The sequence below is a fragment of the Pseudoselenomonas caprae genome (assembly GCF_008271345.1).
Taxonomy (GTDB): domain Bacteria; phylum Bacillota; class Negativicutes; order Selenomonadales; family Selenomonadaceae; genus Selenomonas_A; species Selenomonas_A caprae.
On record NZ_VTOZ01000004.1, the window covers coordinates 85,515 to 108,738 of the forward strand.

Annotated in this window: 23 protein-coding genes; 21 read left to right on the top strand and 2 right to left on the bottom strand. The window is 43.8% G+C overall.

The window, feature by feature from the left end:
* Positions 1-13 precede the first annotated feature (13 nt).
* The 4 genes from FZ041_RS02950 (at position 14) to FZ041_RS02960 (ending at position 8,197) form a co-directional block, all read left to right on the top strand.
* Positions 14-427 carry a hypothetical protein gene (locus FZ041_RS02950; protein ID WP_149188452.1) on the top strand — a complete coding sequence of 138 codons (414 nt, stop codon included), beginning with the start codon at positions 14-16 and terminating at the stop codon, positions 425-427.
* A 117-nt stretch (positions 428-544) separates the two neighbouring features.
* The gene (locus FZ041_RS14400; protein ID WP_180364860.1) at positions 545-697 is read left to right on the top strand and encodes a hypothetical protein; all 153 of its coding nucleotides are present in this window, start codon (positions 545-547) and stop codon (positions 695-697) included.
* Between the two features lie 19 nt (positions 698-716).
* Positions 717-7,892 carry an RHS repeat-associated core domain-containing protein gene (locus tag FZ041_RS02955; protein ID WP_149188453.1) on the top strand — a complete coding sequence of 2,392 codons (7,176 nt, stop codon included), beginning with the start codon at positions 717-719 and terminating at the stop codon, positions 7,890-7,892.
* A 17-nt stretch (positions 7,893-7,909) separates the two neighbouring features.
* The gene (locus FZ041_RS02960; protein WP_149188454.1) at positions 7,910-8,197 is read left to right on the top strand and encodes a hypothetical protein; all 288 of its coding nucleotides are present in this window, start codon (positions 7,910-7,912) and stop codon (positions 8,195-8,197) included.
* Between the two features lie 309 nt (positions 8,198-8,506).
* Here FZ041_RS02960 and FZ041_RS14690 read toward each other — a convergent pair whose 3' ends face one another.
* Positions 8,507-8,710, bottom strand: a complete 204-nt coding sequence (locus FZ041_RS14690; RefSeq protein ID WP_255449214.1) for a hypothetical protein — start codon at positions 8,708-8,710, stop codon at positions 8,507-8,509.
* A 29-nt stretch (positions 8,711-8,739) separates the two neighbouring features.
* Between FZ041_RS14690 and FZ041_RS02970 the strand changes: the two genes are divergently transcribed.
* Positions 8,740-9,933, top strand: coding sequence for an RHS repeat domain-containing protein (locus tag FZ041_RS02970; protein ID WP_488655844.1), 1,194 nt, complete (start codon positions 8,740-8,742; stop codon positions 9,931-9,933).
* 83 nt (positions 9,934-10,016) lie between these two features.
* Positions 10,017-10,490 carry a hypothetical protein gene (locus FZ041_RS02975; protein ID WP_149188456.1) on the top strand — a complete coding sequence of 158 codons (474 nt, stop codon included), beginning with the start codon at positions 10,017-10,019 and terminating at the stop codon, positions 10,488-10,490.
* Positions 10,491-10,861: 371 nt separating this feature from the next.
* Here FZ041_RS02975 and FZ041_RS14695 read toward each other — a convergent pair whose 3' ends face one another.
* Positions 10,862-11,146 carry a transposase gene (locus tag FZ041_RS14695; RefSeq protein WP_255449215.1) on the bottom strand — a complete coding sequence of 95 codons (285 nt, stop codon included), beginning with the start codon at positions 11,144-11,146 and terminating at the stop codon, positions 10,862-10,864.
* Between the two features lie 55 nt (positions 11,147-11,201).
* Between FZ041_RS14695 and FZ041_RS02985 the strand changes: the two genes are divergently transcribed.
* The 15 genes from FZ041_RS02985 to FZ041_RS03055 all read left to right on the top strand — a co-directional run bounded on the left by FZ041_RS02985 (position 11,202) and on the right by FZ041_RS03055 (position 23,220).
* Complete coding sequence (locus tag FZ041_RS02985) at positions 11,202-11,720, top strand: hypothetical protein (RefSeq protein ID WP_149188457.1); 519 nt, start codon at positions 11,202-11,204, stop codon at positions 11,718-11,720.
* Positions 11,721-11,906: 186 nt separating this feature from the next.
* Positions 11,907-13,361 carry an RHS repeat domain-containing protein gene (locus FZ041_RS14700; protein WP_149188458.1) on the top strand — a complete coding sequence of 485 codons (1,455 nt, stop codon included), beginning with the start codon at positions 11,907-11,909 and terminating at the stop codon, positions 13,359-13,361.
* Positions 13,354-13,893, top strand: a complete 540-nt coding sequence (locus FZ041_RS02995) for a hypothetical protein (RefSeq protein ID WP_149188459.1) — start codon at positions 13,354-13,356, stop codon at positions 13,891-13,893. Before FZ041_RS14700 ends, FZ041_RS02995 begins: the two co-directional genes overlap by 8 nt.
* Positions 13,894-14,046: 153 nt before the next feature.
* On the top strand, positions 14,047-14,703 hold the full coding sequence (locus tag FZ041_RS03000; protein WP_149188460.1) for a hypothetical protein: 657 nt from the start codon (positions 14,047-14,049) through the stop codon (positions 14,701-14,703).
* A 96-nt stretch (positions 14,704-14,799) separates the two neighbouring features.
* A complete protein-coding gene (locus tag FZ041_RS03005; RefSeq protein WP_369407308.1) occupies positions 14,800-15,192 on the top strand; it encodes a hypothetical protein in 393 nt (130 codons plus the stop codon).
* Positions 15,193-15,395: 203 nt separating this feature from the next.
* Positions 15,396-16,031 carry a hypothetical protein gene (locus tag FZ041_RS03010; protein ID WP_149188462.1) on the top strand — a complete coding sequence of 212 codons (636 nt, stop codon included), beginning with the start codon at positions 15,396-15,398 and terminating at the stop codon, positions 16,029-16,031.
* A 26-nt stretch (positions 16,032-16,057) separates the two neighbouring features.
* Positions 16,058-17,644 carry an RHS repeat domain-containing protein gene (locus FZ041_RS14705; protein ID WP_255449216.1) on the top strand — a complete coding sequence of 529 codons (1,587 nt, stop codon included), beginning with the start codon at positions 16,058-16,060 and terminating at the stop codon, positions 17,642-17,644.
* Complete coding sequence (locus FZ041_RS03020) at positions 17,645-18,160, top strand: hypothetical protein (RefSeq protein ID WP_149188463.1); 516 nt, start codon at positions 17,645-17,647, stop codon at positions 18,158-18,160.
* 124 nt (positions 18,161-18,284) lie between these two features.
* Entirely contained in the window at positions 18,285-18,632 is a 348-nt protein-coding gene (locus FZ041_RS03025; RefSeq protein ID WP_149188464.1) for a hypothetical protein, read from the top strand.
* 249 nt (positions 18,633-18,881) lie between these two features.
* Entirely contained in the window at positions 18,882-19,154 is a 273-nt protein-coding gene (locus tag FZ041_RS03030; protein WP_149188465.1) for a hypothetical protein, read from the top strand.
* An 86-nt stretch (positions 19,155-19,240) separates the two neighbouring features.
* Positions 19,241-19,462 carry an RHS repeat-associated core domain-containing protein gene (locus FZ041_RS14710; protein ID WP_255449218.1) on the top strand — a complete coding sequence of 74 codons (222 nt, stop codon included), beginning with the start codon at positions 19,241-19,243 and terminating at the stop codon, positions 19,460-19,462.
* A gap of 37 nt (positions 19,463-19,499) precedes the next feature.
* Positions 19,500-20,030, top strand: a complete 531-nt coding sequence (locus FZ041_RS03040; RefSeq protein WP_149188466.1) for a hypothetical protein — start codon at positions 19,500-19,502, stop codon at positions 20,028-20,030.
* Between the two features lie 291 nt (positions 20,031-20,321).
* On the top strand, positions 20,322-21,353 hold the full coding sequence (locus tag FZ041_RS03045) for a pentapeptide repeat-containing protein (protein ID WP_149188467.1): 1,032 nt from the start codon (positions 20,322-20,324) through the stop codon (positions 21,351-21,353).
* A gap of 8 nt (positions 21,354-21,361) precedes the next feature.
* Entirely contained in the window at positions 21,362-21,832 is a 471-nt protein-coding gene (locus FZ041_RS03050) for a hypothetical protein (RefSeq protein WP_149188468.1), read from the top strand.
* Entirely contained in the window at positions 21,823-23,220 is a 1,398-nt protein-coding gene (locus FZ041_RS03055; protein WP_149188469.1) for a DUF2345 domain-containing protein, read from the top strand. The genes FZ041_RS03050 and FZ041_RS03055 overlap by 10 nt, the downstream gene beginning before the upstream one ends.
* Positions 23,221-23,224: the final 4 nt, after the last annotated feature.

The window sequence follows — 23,224 nt, forward strand, 5'->3', positions numbered from 1 at the left end:
GGATGAGATTGTGATGCGATTGGCAAGAAAAATTGTAATGTATTTGGTTTTTATAGGTATGCTGCTATCTGTATATGATGAATTTGCTAATTACATGGAAAATGGTGATGATTTTAAGCGTGACCCGAAAGTCTTATATGAGATATATGGCGAGTTGCCAATACCTGATAATACAAACGAGATTGAAAAAAAAGAATCCATAAGAGAGAGATACTCCGTGTCATTGGATATATATTATTGTACAAGATTATCAAAGGAACAAATCAAACGGTTTTATATTATGTACTTAACCGATAAAGGGTGGAAACAAATCGATAAACAAGATGGCAATTGCATGGTGTTGTTTAAAAAAGACAAATGGAAAATAGCGGTTCAGGATGAGAATGAAAAATATCGAGTAAATATTTATAAAATATATAGATATTAGAGAGGAGAATTCGATTGTTGTTTGTTGATTATGCAGTGTAGGGGGATACGATTGGCAAGAAAAAAACACCTATCGGGTGCATATCTATAAATTCTATACATACTAAAGGATAAGACTATGAAATTTATCTATTTATTGTATTTGGTGATTATAAGAACATTGATTGAGATTATCAGCACGCCGGATGATATCTTTGCCTGGGGGACGCTGGTGTTTGTTTGCTTGGCAACTTGGTGGGCACGGAAAATAGAGTCGAACGGTGACGAATGACAGGTTAGCAGGAGGATATATGGAACAGGTTACATTAGGACAGCTAAAAGTCGAAGGCTTGCCCTATCAGCGTATAGAAAAAATCCAAATAGATACCAGGGCAGGCCAGCATGGAATCTGTGACCTGCAATTCATCGCACTACCTGCGGCGGACATGTCCTTGGTACAGAGGATAGAGGGGCAACCCATCAAGGTTTTGTTAAAAACAGAATTGCTTTTTGCGGGTATCATCACGCAGGCAGTTTGGCAGGAGCAGGCTGGGTATAGCTGCTTGCTGGTCCGGGCGGTAACCTTGTCGCAAGCGATGGATATCAAGCGGCACAGCCGTACGTTCCAATCCGAGAGCAAAACACTTAGCGATGTAGCCAATGCCATCGGCCAGCCGTATGGCCTACAGATAGCTGTGCAGGATAATCCTGTTTTGCCGCGTATGCTGTATCAGCACGAGGAAACGGATTGGCAGTTTTTAGTCCGGTTGGCAGAAACGACCGGACATTTTCTGTTTACCAATTGCGCAAGCGATCGGATTCAGCTAAGCGTGGGATTTGTGCCGTTTTCCAAGCGCCGGCGGGAGAAAGAGGATAGAATCGATGCTATTTCCCTGCCGGTGAGTACTTGCCGCAAAGTCAAAGAAAATATCCGGCCAATGACGGCGCCCTGTGAGTTTCAGGACACGGGGCTTGCTACGTATGACTGGAAACTGACGGCAGGCCACGGGCTGGAATATGAACAACGGGTACAAGCGGTGCTGGAAAGCCATATCGTCTCCGAAGATGCCCTGCTAATCAATCGTCTTACGCTGCGTCATAAGGAAGGCTGCCGTCCCGAGGCAGAGGAGGAACTGCGCCGCAGGAATATGCCCCAGCAGCTTACCGGTACCATACTGGCGGTCGACGGAACGAACGTCAAGGTAAAATTCGATTGCGATGAACAGCAAGATATCGAAGAGGCCTGCTGGATTCCCTATGAGAATACCGTCAACAACTATCAGTATTCCATGCCGGATGTTGGTGACCATGTATTTGTCTACTTTGAAGAAAACGGCGAAAAGGTAGCGTTAGGCAGTCATCGCGGCGAGCTTGGCGGTAATCCCGATTACGAGGCACCGGAGAACCGTAATCTGACTTCTACCAATAATATGGTTCAGTTTCAGCCGAATAGTGTGGTGATGATTGCGGGGCGCAGTGGCGTGGATTCTGCCTCGATAACGGCGGATGATAGTCGTGGGATTTCGGTCGTCTCGAATCATGATGTGGTGGTACACAGCGGCAAAGATATTGTCATCCAGTCCGGAACGGATAGCGTGGACGATAAATCGGGAAAAGTAGCACCAGGCTTTTGCCGTGGATATGACAAATATATCGGCGATGGCGGCCAGGCATTGGCGCAGACCCTGCAGCTTGATATAGCAGCAGGGAAAATCGGCCAGGATGCAAGTCTTAGCAAAAGCCTGGGGGCAGCTAAGGAAGCGCCGGTTACCTCTGACCTGGGCAAGGATTTATTCCGTCAGTCTGGCCAACGGCATACTACTTCACCAATGAATGCTGCGATTGAAGATTTTGCCACCGGGGTTTCCGACGGGCGGATAAATGTCGAGGCGGGGCAAGCGATGACGCTAAAGGTCGGCGGGAACTGGCTTTGTCTCGATGGCGCGACGAATACGGTCGCATTAAAGGCTCCGCTCGTGGCTGGCGAGGGCTATATCCATAACCAATATCCGCAGGAACGGACAACAGAAGATATCGAAATGAATAATCTGAGTCTGGCCATCGATGCCGCTTTGCTGGTGGCTTGCTTTACGCCGGTAGGACCTGCTGCAGCTGTGCTTTTTTCCTTGAAGACTATCGGCGAGGACTTACGGGCAGGGAATAAAAAGGATGCGGCAATTGATACGGCCTTAGCCATGCTGCCTGTGGCTGGCAATATTTTTGCCAGAACGAAAAGAGGAGCTGAGGCTATCCGCAGCGCCAGTAATGGCTTAAAGGCAGCACGGTTGGCAGCAAGAACCAAAATCGATAAGGCTTGGGGCGCGCTGAAAAAATTTGCCTCAGACCATGTGTCGCTGGAGAAAATCGACAAGGCCATTATCCAAGGGGCCAAGGCAAGGCCATGGCTCAGAAGCAAAATGGGAAATCTGCCGAAAAATCTTGTCATGAGTTGCGGGCGGAAAAGCAGCGGCAATAAGATGCGGGACAGGACAGCGCTGAATGGTGCCCCGGAAAAGGCGAAGAATACGACACCGGCAGTATCCGGCACGCAAAATGGAGCCAATGGGAAAACGTCGGTGGCCGATCCGATAGATGCTGTGACCGGCAGTTTTTGTATGACCGTGACCGATTACCGTCAGAAGGATTTCGTGGAGGACTTCCTGCTGACGCGTACGTATGAATCCATCTACGAAAATCCCGGGCAGCACCTCGGCCGCCGCTGGCTTATCAATGTGGGGAGTGTACTGGAGCGACGGGAGAAGCAGGTGCGCATCCTGTGTGCCGATATGCATTTGGAAAAATTCGCGCTGCAGGCAGATGGCAGCTGGCAAAATGAACGTGGCGGCGATCGGGGAATCATGCTGGCGGAAAACGAAACCGGCTATCAGCTGGAAAATCGCCACCAGCAGAAAACGTATTTTTATAACAAATCCGGCCAGCTCACGGATATGGTTTTGTGCCAAAAGGCCAAGATACATATCGAGTATCAAGGCAGGCAAATCCAGACTGTGCGCTTGGCGGATGGACAGGAATTATCCTTCCTTTATGCGGAGGACAAAATTGCGCAGATTATCGACGGGATAGGCCGCACCATCTGCTATGAATATGAGGATGACCTGCTGACCTGCGTGACCTATCCCAATGGCGGCCAGGCAAAGTATACCTATACGTCGGAAGGCTGGATTCGTACAGTTACCGATCTGAATGGCATCTGTTATCTGCAGAATGAGTACGACCGCGAGGGCCGGGTACTGCATCAGCAGCTGAAAAATGGTGCGGAATATCTTTTATTCTACGATGACCAGAACCGCCGAACGACCGTAACCGACCAGCATAGCGGCAAACGGGTGACCTATCACTGGAATCGGCAGCATCTGGTGGAAAAAACCGTCTATCCGGATGACACGACGGCAGAAAAAGCCTATGATGAGCGGGAGAATGTAATCTATGAAAAGGACCGGCTCGGACGGGAAACCAAGCGGACATACAACGAAGCTTCCCAGCTGTTGCGCGAGGAACTGCCCGGCGGATTGACACGTCAGCTTGCCTATGACGGCGAGGGTCGCCTGCAGGAGGAAACGGATAGCGAGGGTGGCTGTGTTCGCTACCGCTATGACAAGCATGGCTGGCTGATCGCCCGCGAGACGAAGCTGGGCGAAGGAAAGTGGAAAAAGGAAAGCTGGCAGTATGACTTTCGGGGCCGCGTCCTGACCCAGGCGGTAAATGGGTGTGAAACAACCTATAGCTATGAAGGAACGCTGCCGGTCCCGAGCAGTATGATGCTGCCGGAGGGCGGCTGGTTCAACTATGAGTACGATAAGGTCTGCCGCCTTATGTGCATCCAAAGCGAATTCGGTGAGCGCAGCTTTGGCTATGATGTCATGGACTATCGGGCCTGCGATACCGATGCGCTGGGGCATATGGAAAGCTGGCAGTATGACCTCATGGGCAATTTGCAGAAGCATATCACGCCCAAGGAACAGGATAAGGGCGATGACCAGCAGGTTAGCCGCTATGTCTATGACTCGATGGATCACTGTATCCTGGAAACGGCGCCCGAGGGAATCGTCTATGCCCGCGCCTATGATGCAGAAGGGAATCTTATCAAGGAAGTCCATCCGGAGGCCTATGACCCCGAAACCGGAGATGGCGAGGGCACCCTTTACGACTACGACACCGATGGACGCAAAATCCGCATCCATTATCCCGATGGTGGTGTGGAGCGGCGCTTCTATGATGCCGAGGGGAATCTCTGCAAGCGGGTAACACCGAATCACTATGATGCGTCCACGGACGATGGCGCAGGTATGAGCTATACGTATGATGCAGGCAATCGCCGCACCACGGTGAAGAACGAAGCTGGCGACCTGCTCGAAGTCTCCCGCTATGATGCCAAAGGCCGCTGCATCTATCATCAGGATGCTGGCCAGCTCGAAGCCAGCCGTGACGGCATGGTTTATGCGACAATCTATAAATACGACTTGGCCGGCAATAAGCTTGAAGAACGCAGGGCGGTCGCAGAAAAAGACGGCGCTATCCAGTATAGCCTGCGGCGATGGATCTATGATTCCCATGGCAATATCATCGAGGAAAAGACCTGGCTTACGCTGCAAAGCGAGACCAGTGCCAGCGGACTTACGCGCATCATCCGCCAAGATTATGATAAGCAGAACCGGCTGATCCGCGTAACGGATAATCTGGGGGCAGAGGTCAAATACACCTACAATAGCATTGGCAAACGAACCAGTGAGGAACGTAAGATCAATGCCAAGGAAACCCAGCGGATTGTGTATCGCTATGATAAAACCGGCCGTCTCATCGACCGCGCAGAGGAGCTCAATAAAAAACGCAAGGGCAATTGGTGGTCACATACCCACTATACCTACGATGCCAATGGCAATATCACGGAGATCCAGCTGCCCGACGGCAGTAAAATCCAGCGCGGCTATGATGCGGTAGACCGGCTGGTGGCAGAATGTATCATCGATCATGCTTCGGGACAGAAGAATACCACGCGCTTTACCTACGACAAAGCCGGCAATATCCTGCGCATTGCCGATGACTGCGGACGGGCGCAAACATTCACCTACAACCTGCTGAATCAGCGGACGCAAGCCGTCACCAGCGAGGGGCGCAGACAAGAGCTTGTCTATGACCACGAGGGCAATGTGACCGAGCGCCGGCTGCCGCAGGGGATGACCTATCGGTATCGATACGACAGTGATGGCCGGCTGACCGCGGTCATCGGCACCGATGGCCAGCTGCTCGAAACCGTCGCCTATGACCGCGCGGGCCGCCGCATCAAAGCCGAGACTGCCGCCGGCAGTGGCGCAACCTATGCCTACACCGCCGCTGGCTGGCAGACAAAGATCGCAACCAACGGCGGGGCCAGCCAGGCCTATCACTACAATGCCCAGGGCAATGTCACAGGCATCGTTGATGGCAACGGCAACGAAACGAGCTACGTCCTCGACAGCTGGGGCCGCATCATGGAAATCCGCAAAGCTGACGGGTCAAAAGAAAACTATTCCTATGACTTTGCGGGCAACATTACCGAAGCCGTCGATGGTAATGGCAATAAACGTACCTACGAATACGATAGTAACAACCAGCTAAAATCCATAACCTATCCAGATGGAGCGCAGGAGCAGTATCTTTATGGTGCCGATGGAAATTTAATCCAATCCCAAGACCGCAATGGTATAACGAATACATACCAGTGGAATGTCTACGGCAGTCTTATCGAGCGCAAGGCAGGCAATCTGCGTAATAGCTACGAATATGCGCCCAACGGTCAATTGACTGCCGCGATAGCTAACGGCATGGATTACCGTTACAGCTATGACCGCGACGGCTTGCTGCTCGCCAAGAAAGCCAGCGGCAAAACGCTTTTGGCCTATACTTATGACGAGCTGGGCCGCAAGATAAGCCAGACAGATATCACCGGCCGACAGGTTAGCTATAAGTTTGACAAGTCAAATCAACTGGTTGATATATGCAACGAAATTGACCAGTCAATTGTCAAATTTACCCGCGATGCTGATGGTGCCATCCAAAAGATAACTCACGCCAACGGCATGTGGCAGGATATCACTTATGACGCGGATAAGAATATAACGAGCCTGACGGTAACCACGCCGGATAAGATTCTCGCCAAGAACACCTACCGCTACGACGGCAATGGCCAAAGAATCGAGAAAAATGAGCGGACAGGTCAAACGCTCTACACCTATGACAGCCTCAACCGACTGCAGCAGGCGGAATATCCAACCGATACGGAACGATTCACCTACGATAACGCCGGTAACCGTCTGACAAGGACGGCCAAGGACATCGAGGAGCAGTATATCTACGATGTCAACAACCGGTTGACAAGTCAAACCGTCAACGGTCAGGTGGAAACCTATCGCTACGATAACGCTGGCAATTTGCTCCAAGACGCCAACAACACCTACGAATATGACGCCTTCCGCAGGACCAGCAAGGTAACGACAAAAGCGGGCGATGTCCAGATAAACCGCTACGATGCCGAAGGCCTGCGCTGCGAAATGGAAGAAAACGGTAAGCTGGTGCAGTTTATCTTCAACGAGAACAAGGAAGTAATCGCGGAAAAAGAGGACGGAAATATCACAAGATTAATCCGCACCAGCGAGCTTTGGGCCAGAGAAACTGAACCAGAGAAAACCTGGTACCACTACGCCAGCGACGAACAGGGAAGTACCATTTTCCTCACAGATGCAGATGGCAACGTAAAGAATCGCTACACCTACGACGCCTTCGGCAACACCGTAGAAAAAGCAGAACAAATCCCGAACCGCTACCAATACACCGGCCAGCAGCTAGACCCAATAACCCAGCAATACTACCTGCGTGCAAGATACTATAATCCCGTCATCGCCAGATTTACGCAGGAAGACGAATATCACGGGGATGGGCTGAATCTCTACGCCTACTGTGCGAATAATCCGGTGGGGTATTATGACCCGAGTGGGTATTGTGTCGTAGATAAAGATACCTATAAAAAATTAGGATATACGGAAGAGGAAGCAGAGGCGATACTGTCTGGAAGATATGCAACAGATATTGATAAAAATGTAACCGTAATTGATAAAGAAAATCTTCCAGATTGGTTAGTTGATACATTTAAAGACGGGCATTATAGGACAGTTAAAACTAATGAAGATATATATTTATACAGGGATTTTGGGTATAAAGCAAAATCTTATGGTGGATTTGCTACAACACAACCCTCTAATAATGCTATAGAAGCAAAAATTAATAGTGCAATATTACCAAAATGGAAGAATACGTTAAATTATGAGGAAACTATACTTGTGCCTAAGGGAACTATACTTAATATAGGTAAGGTTGAAAAACAGATAACTGGAAGCGGAACTGTATTAAAAGGTGGGGCGGATCAAATATTGCTTCCACAAGGATGGGCAACAACTGAATGGGTGAAATTTGTAAGAGTATTACCATTATAAACGAGGAGGAATCATTAATGAAAAGTGCATATATTAAACTAGAGCGTGATTTAGAAATAATGTTAAGAAAAACAAAGATTATGGCTAGTATTAATATAAATTCTCCTGAAGGTATTATCTATGATAATTGTTTGAAGCTATATAATGAATTAAAACATGAAAAAAATTTAAATGGGTGTAAAGATTTGTGCCGTATTTATGTTGAGGCAGGAGGAACTAATTCTGATATATTAGAGGAAATAAATAAGTTAGAAAGTATATTAAAAAGCCTTGATAATAAAAATGTTAATTTGTGCAGCGATTAAGCGATTATATGATGACAACGAATCGTTAAAAACAGACGGATTTTCAATGTAAGTGCAACACAGCATTCATCTGAATATGTGCGAAACGTTCAGTTGGCCGCCACTATCATTAGCGATAATGCATAACGCTATAGCTATGATCGTGACGGCCTGCTGCTCGTCAAGAAAGCCAGTGGCAAAACGCTTCTTTCTTATCGCTATGACGAGCTGGGCCGCAAGATAAGCCAGACAGATATCACCGGCCGCCAGGTTAGCTATAAGTTTGACAAGTCAAATCGTTTAGTTGATATATGCAATGAAATTGACCAGTCAATTGTCAGCTTTACCCGTGATGCCGATAGTGCCATTCAGAAAATCACCCATGCCAACGGCATGTGGCAGGATATCGCCTACGATGCGGACAAAAATATCGTAAGTTTGACGGTAGCCACGCCCGACAAAATCCTCGCGCAGAACAGCTATCGTTACGACGGCAACGGCCAGCGCAGCGAGAAAAACGAGCTGACAGGTCAACGCTCTACACCTACGCCAAGCTCAACCGCCTGCAGCAGGCGGAATATCCAACCGATACGGAACGATTCACCTACGATAACGCCGGCAACCGCCTGACAAGGACGGACAAAGACATCGAGGAACAGTATATCTACGATGTCAACAACCGGTTGACAAGTCAAACCGTCAACGGTCGGGTGGAAACCTATCGCTACGATGATGCTGGCAATTTGCTCCAAGACGCCAACAACACCTACGAATATGACGCCTTCCGCAGGACCAGCAAAGTAACAACAAAAGCGGGCGATGTCCAAATAAACCGCTACGATGCCGAAGGCCTGCGCTACGAAATGGAAGAAAACGGCAAGCTGGTGCAGTTCATCTTCAACGAAAATAAGGAAGTGATAACCGAAGAAACAGACGGCAATATCACAAGATTAATCCGTACCAGCGATCTTTGGGCAAGAGAATCCGAACCCGAGAAGACATGGTATCACTATGCCAGCGATGAACAGGGAAGTACCATATTCATCACGGGAAAGAATGGCGAAGTAAAGAACCGCTACACCTACGACGCCTTCGGCAACAACGTAGAAAAAGCAGAACAAATCCCCAACCGCTACCAATACACCGGTCAGCAGCTAGATCCAATAACCCAGCAATACTACCTGCGTGCAAGATACTATAATCCCGCCATCGCCAGATTCACGCAGGAAGACGAATATCATGGGGATGGGCTGAATCTCTACGCCTACTGCGCGAATAATCCGGTGGAGTATTATGATCCGAGTGGGTATTGTTCTAATGAGGGGAAGAAAAGTCCATGGTCATCATTATCAAAAGAAGAGGAAGATAGAATTCTTTCAATTCCCCATGGACAAAGACCAGATCCATCGGAATATTTAACACAAGAACAAATTACTAAACATTTAGATAAATTTAGGGAGGGTGCTTCTTTTGTGATGACAAAAACAGCATATGATGCATTTGTAAAAAATGCTACAAAAATAGGTCGTCCTGATGGATTGTTTATTATGCCTAAGACAGAATGTGATAGAATTGCGATAAAAGCAAAAGATGATTTGTCTGTTTATGAAAATGAACTTGGATTCCCTGCTGGAAGCTTATCGGGAGATGGAATGGTTCGATTCGATATAAATGACTACGAAACATTAGAACAACTTAATTTGAGGATGGCGTCAGGAAATGAAGGAGGGGCAAATCATATGTGGTTGCCTGGATGATATACTTCTGGTGGTGTACCAGAAGCTGTTATAAATCCGGTATCAAAGGAGAAAGTTGTAATGACAATAATAGGAGGAAAATAATGGAATTTGATTTTTTATATGCAAGAAATAATGGTGAGATTAAAGAATATTTAAGAGGTGATGAGCCGTATAGAAAACGACCTGAAACAGATTTTTATATTCCTTATGAGCCTACTGAAATCATAAGCGTAGTGAAAGAAGTGTTTGCTTGTGAAAAAAATATGAATGGTTCTGTAGATATATTTCTTTATACTATATATGAAATAATTGAAGATTCTGCGATGGAAACGTATTTGGTGTTTGATTATTTGTGGATGATTAAATATGCAAGGGGGAGAGGGTGGATAAATGTAGAAAAATATGAAACAAGGATTGAAGCAATAGAAAGAAAATTAATTAAATATATAAAGATTTATGAGGCAAATCTAAAAGAAAAAATTGTATTTCCTAACGGATGGGAACAAGTGGATGCCTGGAATGATATAGTAACTCGTTGCGATGATAGGATGAAAAAATCGCTAAATATTCTGTGATTAATATTTGTAACTCAAACTTCGCACATCCCAAACAAGCCTGCCTTAATGCATGGCAAGGGAATGTGACTGATTAAATGCCAACCTCATGCACACTGTTTCAAACATTTGTGCTATAAATTTGGCAACTTTTCCAAGAATGAATCCAACATCTTATCCAGTTCCTTTCCCATGAAAAGTATTCGATCTTTTATCTGATCAATAAACTTTTCAGGATTAAGAGCAATGCCCCCATATAACGTAAATCCTGCAGCTCATCATAGGAGGCAAAAAACAAATCGCCTATGCTTCGTTTATCCGCATTTCGGCGCTGTTCTAGCGACAACATCGTGTAACGAGCAAAGACAATAGCTACATGTGCTGTCATAGCATCATAAGTCAAAGTTCTGCTTTCTTTTCCGAGCTTCAGGAAGGATTTGCACATCTTTCTTAGCCATAGCAATAACATCATAGCCAATTTCCTTAATTTGAATCAGGGAAGATGGCGAGCAGAACCAGGTGTCAAAAAGGACATGCTTAGCTGGAATCTGTGCAGCTTTGGCCTCCGTCAGAAGTGTTAGGATTACGTTGGTTGCTTTGGATTGTGCCAGCTTGCGCTGCTTTCCACCGTTACTTCTGGCATCAATGTCAGAGGAAGCTTCCTGCAGGCGGTTCATTTCTCTGATGATATTGTGGTTGAGTGTAAAAAATTGTCATAGGAGGGTAATAATCATGTATTTAAATGAACATATTTTTTTACCGATGGTACAGAAGGCACGACAAGAAAACTGCTTAGACTTATTGTTAGCCGGAAGAGGTGAATGGAGAATTATAGAACGCGACATGTTGGGGGATTTTCCAGATAGGCCGACGGATTGGGCAGGGATAAATAGTCTTGGTATTTATGAAATATATGAAAAAGGAGACTATAAAATAAAAGATGAGCTTGAAAAAGCAATTATAAAAATTTGTATTCAAGGCTATGATGATGATGCATATTTGGCAGCAATGGCTTGGTATGAACAATTATATTATGAAAATGCAGAAACAGCTCCGTTTGTTTTAGGAAGAGAGAATATACTTCAGGCGATAAAAGCTTGCATCGTTAGAAATAAAGGGAAAATGTTGGAATCGACTAAATGGATTTATTCTTGCGGGAAAAAAGGCCCTTATAATTTATATGATTTTATGAAAATAATGAATGATATTTTTATTGAAGTGGGAGTGGATTTGTTTGATGGCATTGAATAAATTTGGAATGTATATTAATCCCAAAAAGTAAAGAATTATTTGTTAATTATCCTATGATGAGTAAGGCAGACTCTAGGAGGAAACAGATAGCTTAGGCAGTAGTATTCGTTATCGTTAGGAACAACATGGTTGGATGACCATGCGAGAGATAAAGCTTAGCGAAGGAAAGTGGAAAAGTCCAATGATATGGATTATCGTTACAGCTGTGAAAAAGACGACCTGTTGCTCGCCAAGAAAGCCAGTGGCAGAACGCTTCTTTCTTATCGCTATGATGAGCTGGGACGTAAAATCAGTCAGATCGACATCACCGGCCGACAGGTCAACTACCGATTTGACAAGTCAAATCAACTGGTTGATATATGCAATGAATTTGACCCGTCAATTGTCAGTTTTGCCCGTGACGCCGATGGTGCCATTCAGAAAATCACCCATGCCAACGGCATGTGGCAGGATATCGTCTACGATAACGCCGGCAACCGCCTGACAAGGACGGCCAAAGACATCGAGGCGCAGTATATCTACGATGTCAACAATCGGTTGACAAGTCAAATCTTCAATGGTCGGGTGGAAACCTATCGCTACGATGATGCTGGCAACCTGCTCCAAGACGCTAAGAACACCTACGAATATGACGCCTTCCGCAGGACCAGCAAAGTAACGACAAAAGCGGGCGATGTCCAGATAAACCGCTACGATGCCGAAGGTCTGCGCTGCGAAATGGAAGAAAACGGCAAACTCGTACAGTTTATCTTCAACGAAAACAAGGAAGTGATAACCGAGGAAACAGAAGGCAACATCACAAGATTAATCCTCACCAGCGACCTATGGGCAAGGGAATCCGAACCAGAGAAAACCTGGTACCACTACGCCAGCGACGAACAGGGAAGTACCATCTTCATCACGGGAAAGAATGGCGAAGTAAAGAACCGCTACACCTATGACGCCTTCGGCAACACCGTAGAAAAAGCAGAAGAAATCCCCAACCGCTACCAATACACCGGCCAGCAACTCGACCCGATAACCCGGCAATACCACCTACGGGCAAGATTCTACAATCCCGCCATCGCAAGATTTACGCAGGAAGGTAGATATCACGGCGACGGATTGGATTTATATGCGTACTGTGCGAATAATCCGGTGGGGTATTATGACTCGAGTGGGTATGATAAATCTGATATTTTGTCTGACCTCCCCCAATATCCATTAGTTCGAATAGGTCATAAGGGAATTGGAAAATTATACGCACAAAAAGGGATGCCAAATCATGAAGAAATAGCCACTAATACCATAAAATCCTTTAAAGGTCCTATTTATGTTAGTAAGGGAATGAAAGGAGAAGAGTTTGTTATTACTTCCAATGATAGAGAAAATTTAGCTTCTGGGGTATTTGTGACAAGGAAATCTGCGGGAACTACACCAGAGGAAAGGATTAATAAATTAGCATTACCACCATGTAATACTGCTCAAATAGAATCAAAAGTTAAATTGACTATAAATCGAATATTATTGGAAGGTAGAGTGGCTCCACAACCGCAATGGGTTAAAGAAGCTGGTGCTGGTATATCTAGGGATGGAAATGGTTGGCAAATTATAACTGATGGAGGTAGAGGTAATCATGCAATTGAGGATATTAATGAATGATTCGATATATAATGAAGAAAACGTATTAAAGCAAATAAATAACTTGAAGAAAATTTTACATGAAGGAGGTAAGATGAATGCTTATTTTGCTTTGGAAAAAATTGAGGGGTGCATAAAAAGCGAAGGAGTTGTAAATGAAAAAATATTTAGGTTGATAAAAATGAACACAGATATAAGAACATTGGGAGATGTTTATCTATCGAATATAGAAATAAGAGAATGGTGGAGAATGTTGACGGATTTGGTGAAAGTAAGTGGTGTGGTATGTTATAAAAGAATTTTACAAAAATATACCAACGTAATATCAACAGAACTATTAAAAGAAAAAATTGATAGGAATAAAATAGTAATATCATATAAAACATCGAAAAAATTAAGGGAGATATTGGATGAATATAAGAAAATAGAACGGATGAAAAATGATGAATTATGGTTTGTAGATGAAAAAAAGATAATATTTAAAGACGAAGAAATTAGCTTTATAGTCAAAAAGATTAGAAGAGATGTTTATACAAATAGTATACTGTACTAAAGAAAATATGGAGAGAGAAATAACAAATGCTACAAGACGATAAACTAAGTGCCTATTCGACAAGTTGATTTTTAGCTTTGAACGTGACGCCCCGTAATACAGCCCAAATGACTACCAATATTGGAAAAACCCAAGAAAAAGAATGGTAAGAATATGAATAATATGGATGGTAAGGAAAAAATATTAACTATGATAAATAAAGTAATAATAGAGATGGAACAGTTGTATGATACTGCATCATTACAGACTGGAATGGTTGGATTAGTATATAAAAGGTATAAAAAAGCTAAAGATTTCCTATCCAAAGGAGGAGATCCGCTGGATGATGCCTCTCAATTTACAATTATGGGAGGAGTGAGAGCATATATAGATGATTATGATGTAGATTTGACTGATTCAAAAGAGATAATAGAATATATGACTAAAACAGAGAGAGCTGTCAAAGAATATATGAGAAAGAAGAAAGGAATATCTGCCTTTCGACGGATAACGAAAAAAGAAATTGAAATTGAAGATTTAAAACAAGAAGAGATATCGAGAAAAGAAAATTATGGATATTTGGGGCTTTGGACAGTTGTAAGAGATATTCCTAATGCTGAGAAGTCAGCTGATGGTTATTATGAAGAGATATTTTTTGATGTAAATAGGAAAAGTTTATATGGCGTAGTTGTTAAAGAAAAGTTAAAATTAAAAATAGATTGGCCGAATGTGATACTGGGGTTATATCAACATCCAAGTGATATAAATACTATTATGGATGATATAAAAAGAATAGAGAAAATATATAAGAATAGTTTGGATGATAATTGAAGCGCATGTGGCAGAACGCTTCTTTCTTGTCGCTATGATGAGCTGGGACGTAAAATCAGTCAGACCGACATCACTGGCCGACAGGTCAACAACCGATTGACAAGTCAAACCGTCTACGGTCGGGTGGAAACCTATCACTACGATGCTGCTGGCAACCTGCTCCAAGACGCTAAGAACACCTACGAATATGACGCCTTCCGCAGAACCAGCATGGTAACGACAAAAGCAGGCGATGTCCAGCTAAACCGCTACGATGCCGAAGGTCTGCGCTACGAAATGGAAGAAAACGGCAAGCTGGTGCAGTTCATCTTCAACGAGAACAAGGAAGTAATCGCAGAAAAAGAGGACGGAAATATCACAAGATTAATCCGCACCAGCGAGCTTTGGGCCAGAGAATCCGAACCAGAGAAAACCTGGTACCACTACGCCAGCGACGAACAGGGAAGTACCGTAATCATCACGGACAAACAGAAACAAGAAAATCATTAGCATTATTGCCAGAATGGCATAATAGTATTGAAAGGGAAGTTACTATCAAAATACCTAAAGGAACCAAATTAAATATAGGTAAAGTTGGACCACAAGTAAGTAGAATAGATGGCAGATGTTATCCGGGAGGTGCAGATCAAATTATGATTGTTGGAAGATGGCCAAAAGATTGGATTGTAAACGATAGAGAGGTTATGAAATAAATGGAAAAAAAGCGTAAAAAAATTAAAGAATTATCAAATGCGATTGAAATTGTTATAACGGAGATGGAAAAGAAATATTCACCGTTAATGCTGGATAAAGGGAGCGTGGGAATGATTTACAAAAGATATAAGAGAATAAAAAAAAATATATATGAAGGGGGAGATCCGTTTGTCTTCCTTAATGATTTTTGTATAGTTGGCGGAGTATATGTATATTTGGATATCACATATTCGGATATAGAATTTTCATCTATTATATATAATAATATGTGTAAAACGGAAAAAATAATAAATGAAGAAACAATAATTGATATAAAAGATATAAAATGTACAGATGAAGATATATGTGAAAGCAGTAAAAGATGGGAGGAGAAATCTAGAAAAGAACAATTTGGATATTTGGGTTTAGACCATGTGGTTAGTAATATACCAACTAAAGAAGAAACAGAATGTGGATATTTTATCGATATATACATTAATGTAAAAAGTAAAAGTTTGTTTGGAGAAAAAAGTAAAAAAACTTTTGGTTTAAAAGAAGAGTGGCCAACGGTTTTCTTGGGACGGTACAAATATCCTGCAACGATTGATGATGTATTAAATGATATTAAAAAAATGGAAGAGAGAAGTAATGGCTAAATTTGCTTCAAAGCTGTAGAAAGCTCTTGGCCTATCGCTATGGCGAGCTGGGACGAAAAATCAGTCAGATTGACATTACCGGTCGACAGGTCAACTACCGATTTGACAAGTCAAACCAACTAGTTGATATATGCAACGAATTTGACCAGTCAATTGTCAGCTTTACCCGTGACGCCGATGGCGCCATTCAGAAAATCACCCATGCCAACGGCATGTGGCTGGATATCGCCTACGATGCGGACAAGAATATCGTAAGTTTGACGGTAGCCACGCCCGACAAAATCCTCGCGCAGAACACCTACCGCTATGACGGCAACGGCCAAAGAATCGAGAAAAACGAGCGGACAGGTCAAACGCTCTACACCTACGACAAGCTCAACCGCCTGCAGCAGGCGGAATATCCAACTGATACGGAACGATTCATCTACGATGTCAACAACCGGTTGACAAGTCAAATCGTCAACGGTCGGGTGGAAACCTATCGCTACGATGCCGAAGGACTACGCTACGAAATGGAAGAAAACGGCAAACTCGTGCAGTTTATCTTCAACGAAAACAAGGAAGTGATAACCGAAGAAACAGACGGCAATATCACAAGATTAATCCGCACCAGCGACCTATGGGCAAGGGAATCCGAACCCGAGAAAACCTGGTGCCACTACGCCAGCGACGAACAGGGAAGTACCGTATTCATCACGGGAAAGAATGGCGAAGTAAAGAACCGCTACACCTATGATGCTTTCGGTAATACAATAGAAGCGAAAGAAAAAATCCCCAACCGCTACCAATACACCGGCCAGCAGCTAGACCCAATAACCCAGCAATACTACCTGCGGGCAAGATACTATAATCCCGCCATCGCCAGATTTACGCAGGAAGATGAATATCATGGCGATGGGCTGAATCTTTACGCGTACTGCGCGAATAATCCGGTGGGGTATTATGACCCGAGTGGGTATAGTCTCATTTCGAGTGAGGCCTTCTCTAAATTAGTTGTAAAAGCAAACCATGAGGGTATAGGGGGGCTTAGTGATAATGAAGTCAGTGATATGGCAGAATATTGGCGAAAGAATAATCCAAATCCGTATAAGCTGAGTCAGGAACAAGCAGAAAATGTCATGCGACAAGGATATAAATATCCGATGGAGGAAAGAGTTGGTACAGGATTGAAGGTGCCTGAACCAGAAAGCTATTTGCCTAAGGAGTATATTGAGAATCATGCAAATGCATTTGAGGGAGGAGCATCGCATTTAGAAAAAGGATACTCTTATCATCAGTTTTATGAGAATGCGCCTTATTTTCAAAGGTCAGCAGATCATCATATTTTTGTAACACCTAAAAAGGATATGGATTTATCTTTGTTGGAAGCAGGAAAAGGTCATGGGGGACGAATAGATACTTCAATAATGGAGAAAAGATTAGGTTATAATTGCGGAGCATTAACGGGAGATGATTTATTTGTTATAAACATAGGGGATGTGAATAAACACCAAGTAAGAATTCCATTGGGAACTGAGATGGGATGCAATGAACATTGGATTTGTGGTGGATATACAGAAGGAATGATGCCTGAAGGAATTGCGTATAACGTAAAAAATAGGAGTGAATTTTAAATGTATAGGAATACAGAATGCTTTTTACCAATGGTTATTAAGGCTAGAGAAGATAAGTGCTTAGATTTATTGATGGCAGGAAGAGGAAAGTGGCGCATAATAGAGCAAGATATGTTTGGCGATTATCCAGATAGACCGACCGATTGGCATGGTATATATTTATTTGGAATATATAAAATTTATGAAGAAGGAGATATCGCTATAAAAGAAGAATTAGAAAAAGCTCTTATAGATATTTGTGGACAAGAGGGAGAGGACTCAGCATATTTAGCTAGCTTAGCGTGGTCATATCAATTAGCCTTTGAAAATGAATCAAGAGCACCGTTCAAATTGGAAAAAAATAGAATCTTGGAGTCTATACAAACGTGTATACGAAATAATAAAAAAGAATTATTGGCATCTACTAAGTGGGTATATTCAGATGATGAATATCCTAATAATTTATATAGAGAAATAAAACTGTTAAATAAGTATTTAACTAAATTAGGGGTTGATATTTTTAAGGGAATACAATAATGATTTCAAATTGTTAGAAATGTAATATCTCGATGTAAGCAAAATATTATATATGATAGTCTCTTTGAGCAAAAAGCTATGACTATGACGGCCTGCTGTGTTCGATAAGAAAGCCAGCGGCAGAATGCTTCTTTCTTATCGCTATGATGAGCTGGGACGTAAAATCAGTCAGACCGACATCACTGGCCGACAGGTCAACAACCGATTTGACAAGTCAAATCAACTGGTTGATATATGCAACGAATTTGACCAGTCAATTGTCAGCTTTGCCCGTGACGCCGATGGTGCCATTCAGAAAATCACACATGCCAATGGCATGTGGCAGGATATCGCCTACGATGCGGACAAGAATATTGTTAGTTTGACGGTAGCTACGCCCGACAAAATCCTCGCGCAGAACACTTACCGCTACGACGGCAACGGCCAAAGAATCGAGAAAAATGAGCTGACAGGTCACAACACAACCCTCTAATAATGCTATAGAAGCAAAAATTAATAGTGCAATATTACCAAAATGGAAGAATACGTTAAATTATGAGGAAACTATATTTGTGCCTAAGGGAACTATACTTAATATAGGTAAGGTTGAAAAACAGATAACTGGAAGCGGAACTGTATTAAAAGGTGGGGCGGATCAAATATTGCTTCCACAAGGATGGGTAACAACTGAATGGGTGAAATTTGTAAGAGTATTACCATTATAAACGAGGAGAAATTATTAATGAAAAGTGCATATATTAAACTAGAGCGTGATTTAGAAATAATGTTAAGGAAAACAAATATTATGGCTAGTATTAATATAAATTCTCCTGAAGGTATTATCTATGATAATTGTTTGAAGCTATATAATGAATTAAAATATGAAAAAATTTTAAATGGGTGTAAAGATTTGTGCCGTATTTATGTTGAGGCAGGAGGAAATAATTCTGAAATATTAGAGGAAATAAACAAGTTAGAAAGTATATTAAAAAGCCTTGATAATAAAAAATGTTAATTTGTGCAGCGATTATATGATGACATCGAATCGTTAAAACCAGACGGATTTTCAATGTAAGTGCAACACAGCATTCATCTGAATATGTGCGAAACGGTCAGTTGGCCGCCACTATCATTAGCGGAGAAGCGGAAGAAAAAATCCCCAACCGCTACCAATACACCGGCCAGGAGCTAGACCCGATAACCCAGCAATACTACCTGCGGGCAAGATACTATAATCCTGCCATCGCCAGATTTACACAGGAAGACGAATATCACGATTTGATGTGCCAAGAGGTACTGACAAGATGGAGTTTGGGGAAGTAGTGGATATGAAAATAGCAGATAAGGGCGGAAGATATAAATGAGTCATGTAGATTTGAATGTTGATAATGTAAATAAATTAATATCATGGTTTTACGAGAAGAATATATCAAAAAGATTTGATATGAAGATAATAGATGCATTTTACAATGAATTGGATAAAAATATACATGTGTATTTGGGTGAGATGACTAGGAGTCGATATATGATTTTTAGAATTGATGGCAAATTGATAAGTGATGTTGATTTTTTAGAGACAAAATACTATTTCCTTTGCAAAAAGAGCACCGTTTCAATGGATATACTCAGTGCGATATATGATTGTTATAATGATTTTTTACTGTTGTTGCTTAGAGAAGGTAAAGATTACTATATCAAATATATAGGCGTGCATGACGAGGACGTTATAGTTGTACCTCATAATATTATTCCTGAGTATCTAATACAAATGAAGGAGGGAGCTACACTTGTGGGAGATTCAGATGATGTAGATGAATATGGGAGATATAGGTGGAATTATTCAATTGATTATAGGCAAAAGGCTATAGAACGCAGATGTTTAGCCTATTAAGGCTGTAGCATATACGGAACGCTTTATAAATCAAATAACGAGTGACGTCTTTATGAAATAATGAACGGAGGATGCTCTAATGAATGATAGAAATAGAAAAATGATGATTGATGGGATATTATCCCAAATGGGTTATGTAGAAGATTTGTACAAGAAATATATTATAAAAAAATAACTAAATCTTAGTTATTTGTACAATGAAATTTTAAGCAATCTCCAAGATTGTAATGGTATAACGGATGCGTACTGCTGAAAGAATGACATGTTTTGTGCAGCCTGGGGTGTTGGTAGATGATTCAAACGTTAGCGGCGTATAGGGAAACGCGTTATCCCGTTGTGGAAGAGGATTTCTTACGGGGTTCGCTGGCTGATTGGGATAATCGGTTTGCTGAGATATCCCGATTCCTGCAGGGGAGACTACGTGAAGCGGTGGCGAGCGCAGCTCGGGTACAGGATGAGGAGATGGTGGCTTGTGCCAATATCAGTATTTCGCTGCCGTTAACGTCGATTCATACAGGAAAACCAATGCTGCTGGTGGATTTTTACGATGAGGCGTGGTTTTACGGCAGGCCGTTCTACCGGTATCGTATACCAGCAGACCTCTTTTTTTCTCGTTGGCGGACGTTTACGTGCCAGGCAGAGGATGAGGCGTACTATCAGCGACGGACATTGCGCAAGACGATGATACGGACACTTTATGCTGCGACGTTGGAGCGGCTGGTATTTCTTCTTGCCTGCCGGATGAAGAGCTGGCTGGCAGATATAGATCGGGAGGAACTGCTGAAAGGCCTGGTTATCAAGGTACCTTTTTATCTTTCGCTGGGGATGTATTACGATGCGCAAAAGCCTGTATATGCAGTTTTGCCAACGGTGGATTTAGTGGCAACGGAGGAAAAGGACTTATCGTTACACCATTTCGACAGGAAGATATATCGCCAGCATGTACTAGAGCGTAAGGATCTGCAGTTGAGCCGATTTACGGCGTGTCTATTTGAGCCAGCTACGCTGCGGGAACTTGATCTGCGAGATGCAGTTTTTCAGGATTGCCGCTTTCATCATGTCGATTTCTCGTCGGTGAAACTGGCGGGAAGTATTTGGCGTAATTGTACATTTGCCGATTGTACCTTTACGCAAGTCACTGCCAGCAGCGCTGACGAGGATGAGATTTATGCCCAGCCGCTTTGGGAAAACTGCCTGTTCCAGGGGGTTCATATGCAGCAATGTGACTGGCGTGGCTGTGTATTGATGGATTGTGTCAATGATGGAGTTAAGTTTTCGGATTGTCAGCTGGCTGATTCGGGCTGGCTGTCCTTTGGGAGATGATACGGTTGGTGGAAACAGATTGGTTTCGGCTGGTGGAGGATGCGGCACTTACAGCCCCGGTGAGACCGGTGGGGCTTTCGTATCGTGCGTATCCCTATTTTATGGAGGAAAAATCGTTCCGGCGCTTGTCCCATAAGGTGGCTGCCTACCAGCCTCAGGCCGGCATGGAGTATTGTGATTTCCTGTTTGCACCGACGTTTATGGTGGGGGACAGGTTTCAGCTGTTATTTAAGTGGCTGGCACCGGAAATGGAATTTTGCCAGGTGACGCTTATGCCCGTGCCGGAATCTGCCGAGGCTAAGCCGCTGCACTATTGGGTTCCTTTTCTGCCGATAGCAGCTGCGGGACAGCGCATCCGTTGCCAGCGGCAGCGGGACAAAGTGACCTGGCTGTTTTCCCTGGCAGCGGCAGAAAGTATTTTGCGGCGTGCTCCCTTGGGCATCCGCTTTGAACCAGTGGAGGTGGAAGGATGGGCTTGATTCATGAGAATGTATGGGTGGAGGGAATTCCTCTGCAAAAGCTTTTGACTTTGGAGATTGTGCATAAGCCAAACGAACACGGCCGGGCTGCTTTGACTGCTGCGGGCGAAATTCCTGTATTGAAGCGCTTTATGGAGCGTGAGACGGATCGTCTGATTGCGATAAAAGCCCGGGAGCAAAATCAAGAAGTGGTGCTGTTTCGCGGCTATATCACGCAGATTCGTGTGGATACGAACGGTGGGTATGGCGAATTGGCCGCAGAGCTAGCGGATTCCAGTTATTTATTGGATGTCCGGCGGCAAAATAAGACGTATCAGAATCTAGCGAAAAGCTATGGGGAAATTCTAAACGATGCCTATAATGGCACGGGGAAAGTAGTGGTCAATGTTAGCGACCAGCCGATTGGCGCGTTCATCCTGCAAATGGATGAGACGAATTGGGAGTTTTCCCAGCGTATGGCATCCCGCTTCAATGTGCCAATTTTTTCGAGCCTGGTGGCCGAAAAGCCGCTGGTATCCTTTGGGGTGCCGCAGGGGAAAAAGGCTATAGAACTTTCTACGGCGGCTATTCGCTACTTAGCAGATAATGGCCGATTCCGCGAAGTGACGGAAAATGATATGACCGCAGGGCATACGGCCACGGCGCAGGATTTTAGCGGCTTGCAGGCCGATTCCTATGACTATGCATACCTTGGCGATAAAGTATGTGTGAATGGTAAGGAGTATTATGTGCGGACTATCCACGCCAAGCTGATAGATGGTCTTATGCATATGTCTTACGAACTTACTGGCCGGCAGGGCTTTGTCGCTCCGCTGGTGCGCAACAATCACTGCGCAGGACGTGTCCTGACAGCGCAGGTCAAGGCTGTCAAGCGGGATACGATCCAGGCATTCTTTTTTCAGATCGACCCTGCGTATGACAGCAGCAGCACGACCTGGTTCCCGTATTCTACGGCTTATTCGAGTAGTGATGGCAGTGGCTGGTATGTGATGCCGGAGGTCGGGGATTTCGTGCGGATACTGTGTCCCTCCAATCATGAGGAGGAGGCTTTTGCCGCCAGTGCAGTCAATACATCGCCGCCGGCAAGCACGCGGAATAAGAGTTTCCGCGCCCCTGGCGGCAAGGAACTTTTATTGACCGATGATGGGATTTCGATGATTTGCAATCATCAGAATATCTTTATTGATTTATCCCAGGATAACGGAATAGGCATTGTATCTTCGCAGCCTGTGCATATTTCCTCGGATAAATGCGTGCAAATCGAGGCCGAGGAAAAGGTCCAGATTACGGCGGATAAGCAGATTCTGCTGCAATGCGGCAATTCGCATGTGAAGCTAACGGAAAAACAGATCACTTTCGGTGGCGAGAGTGTAATTGTAGGAGAGTGATGGT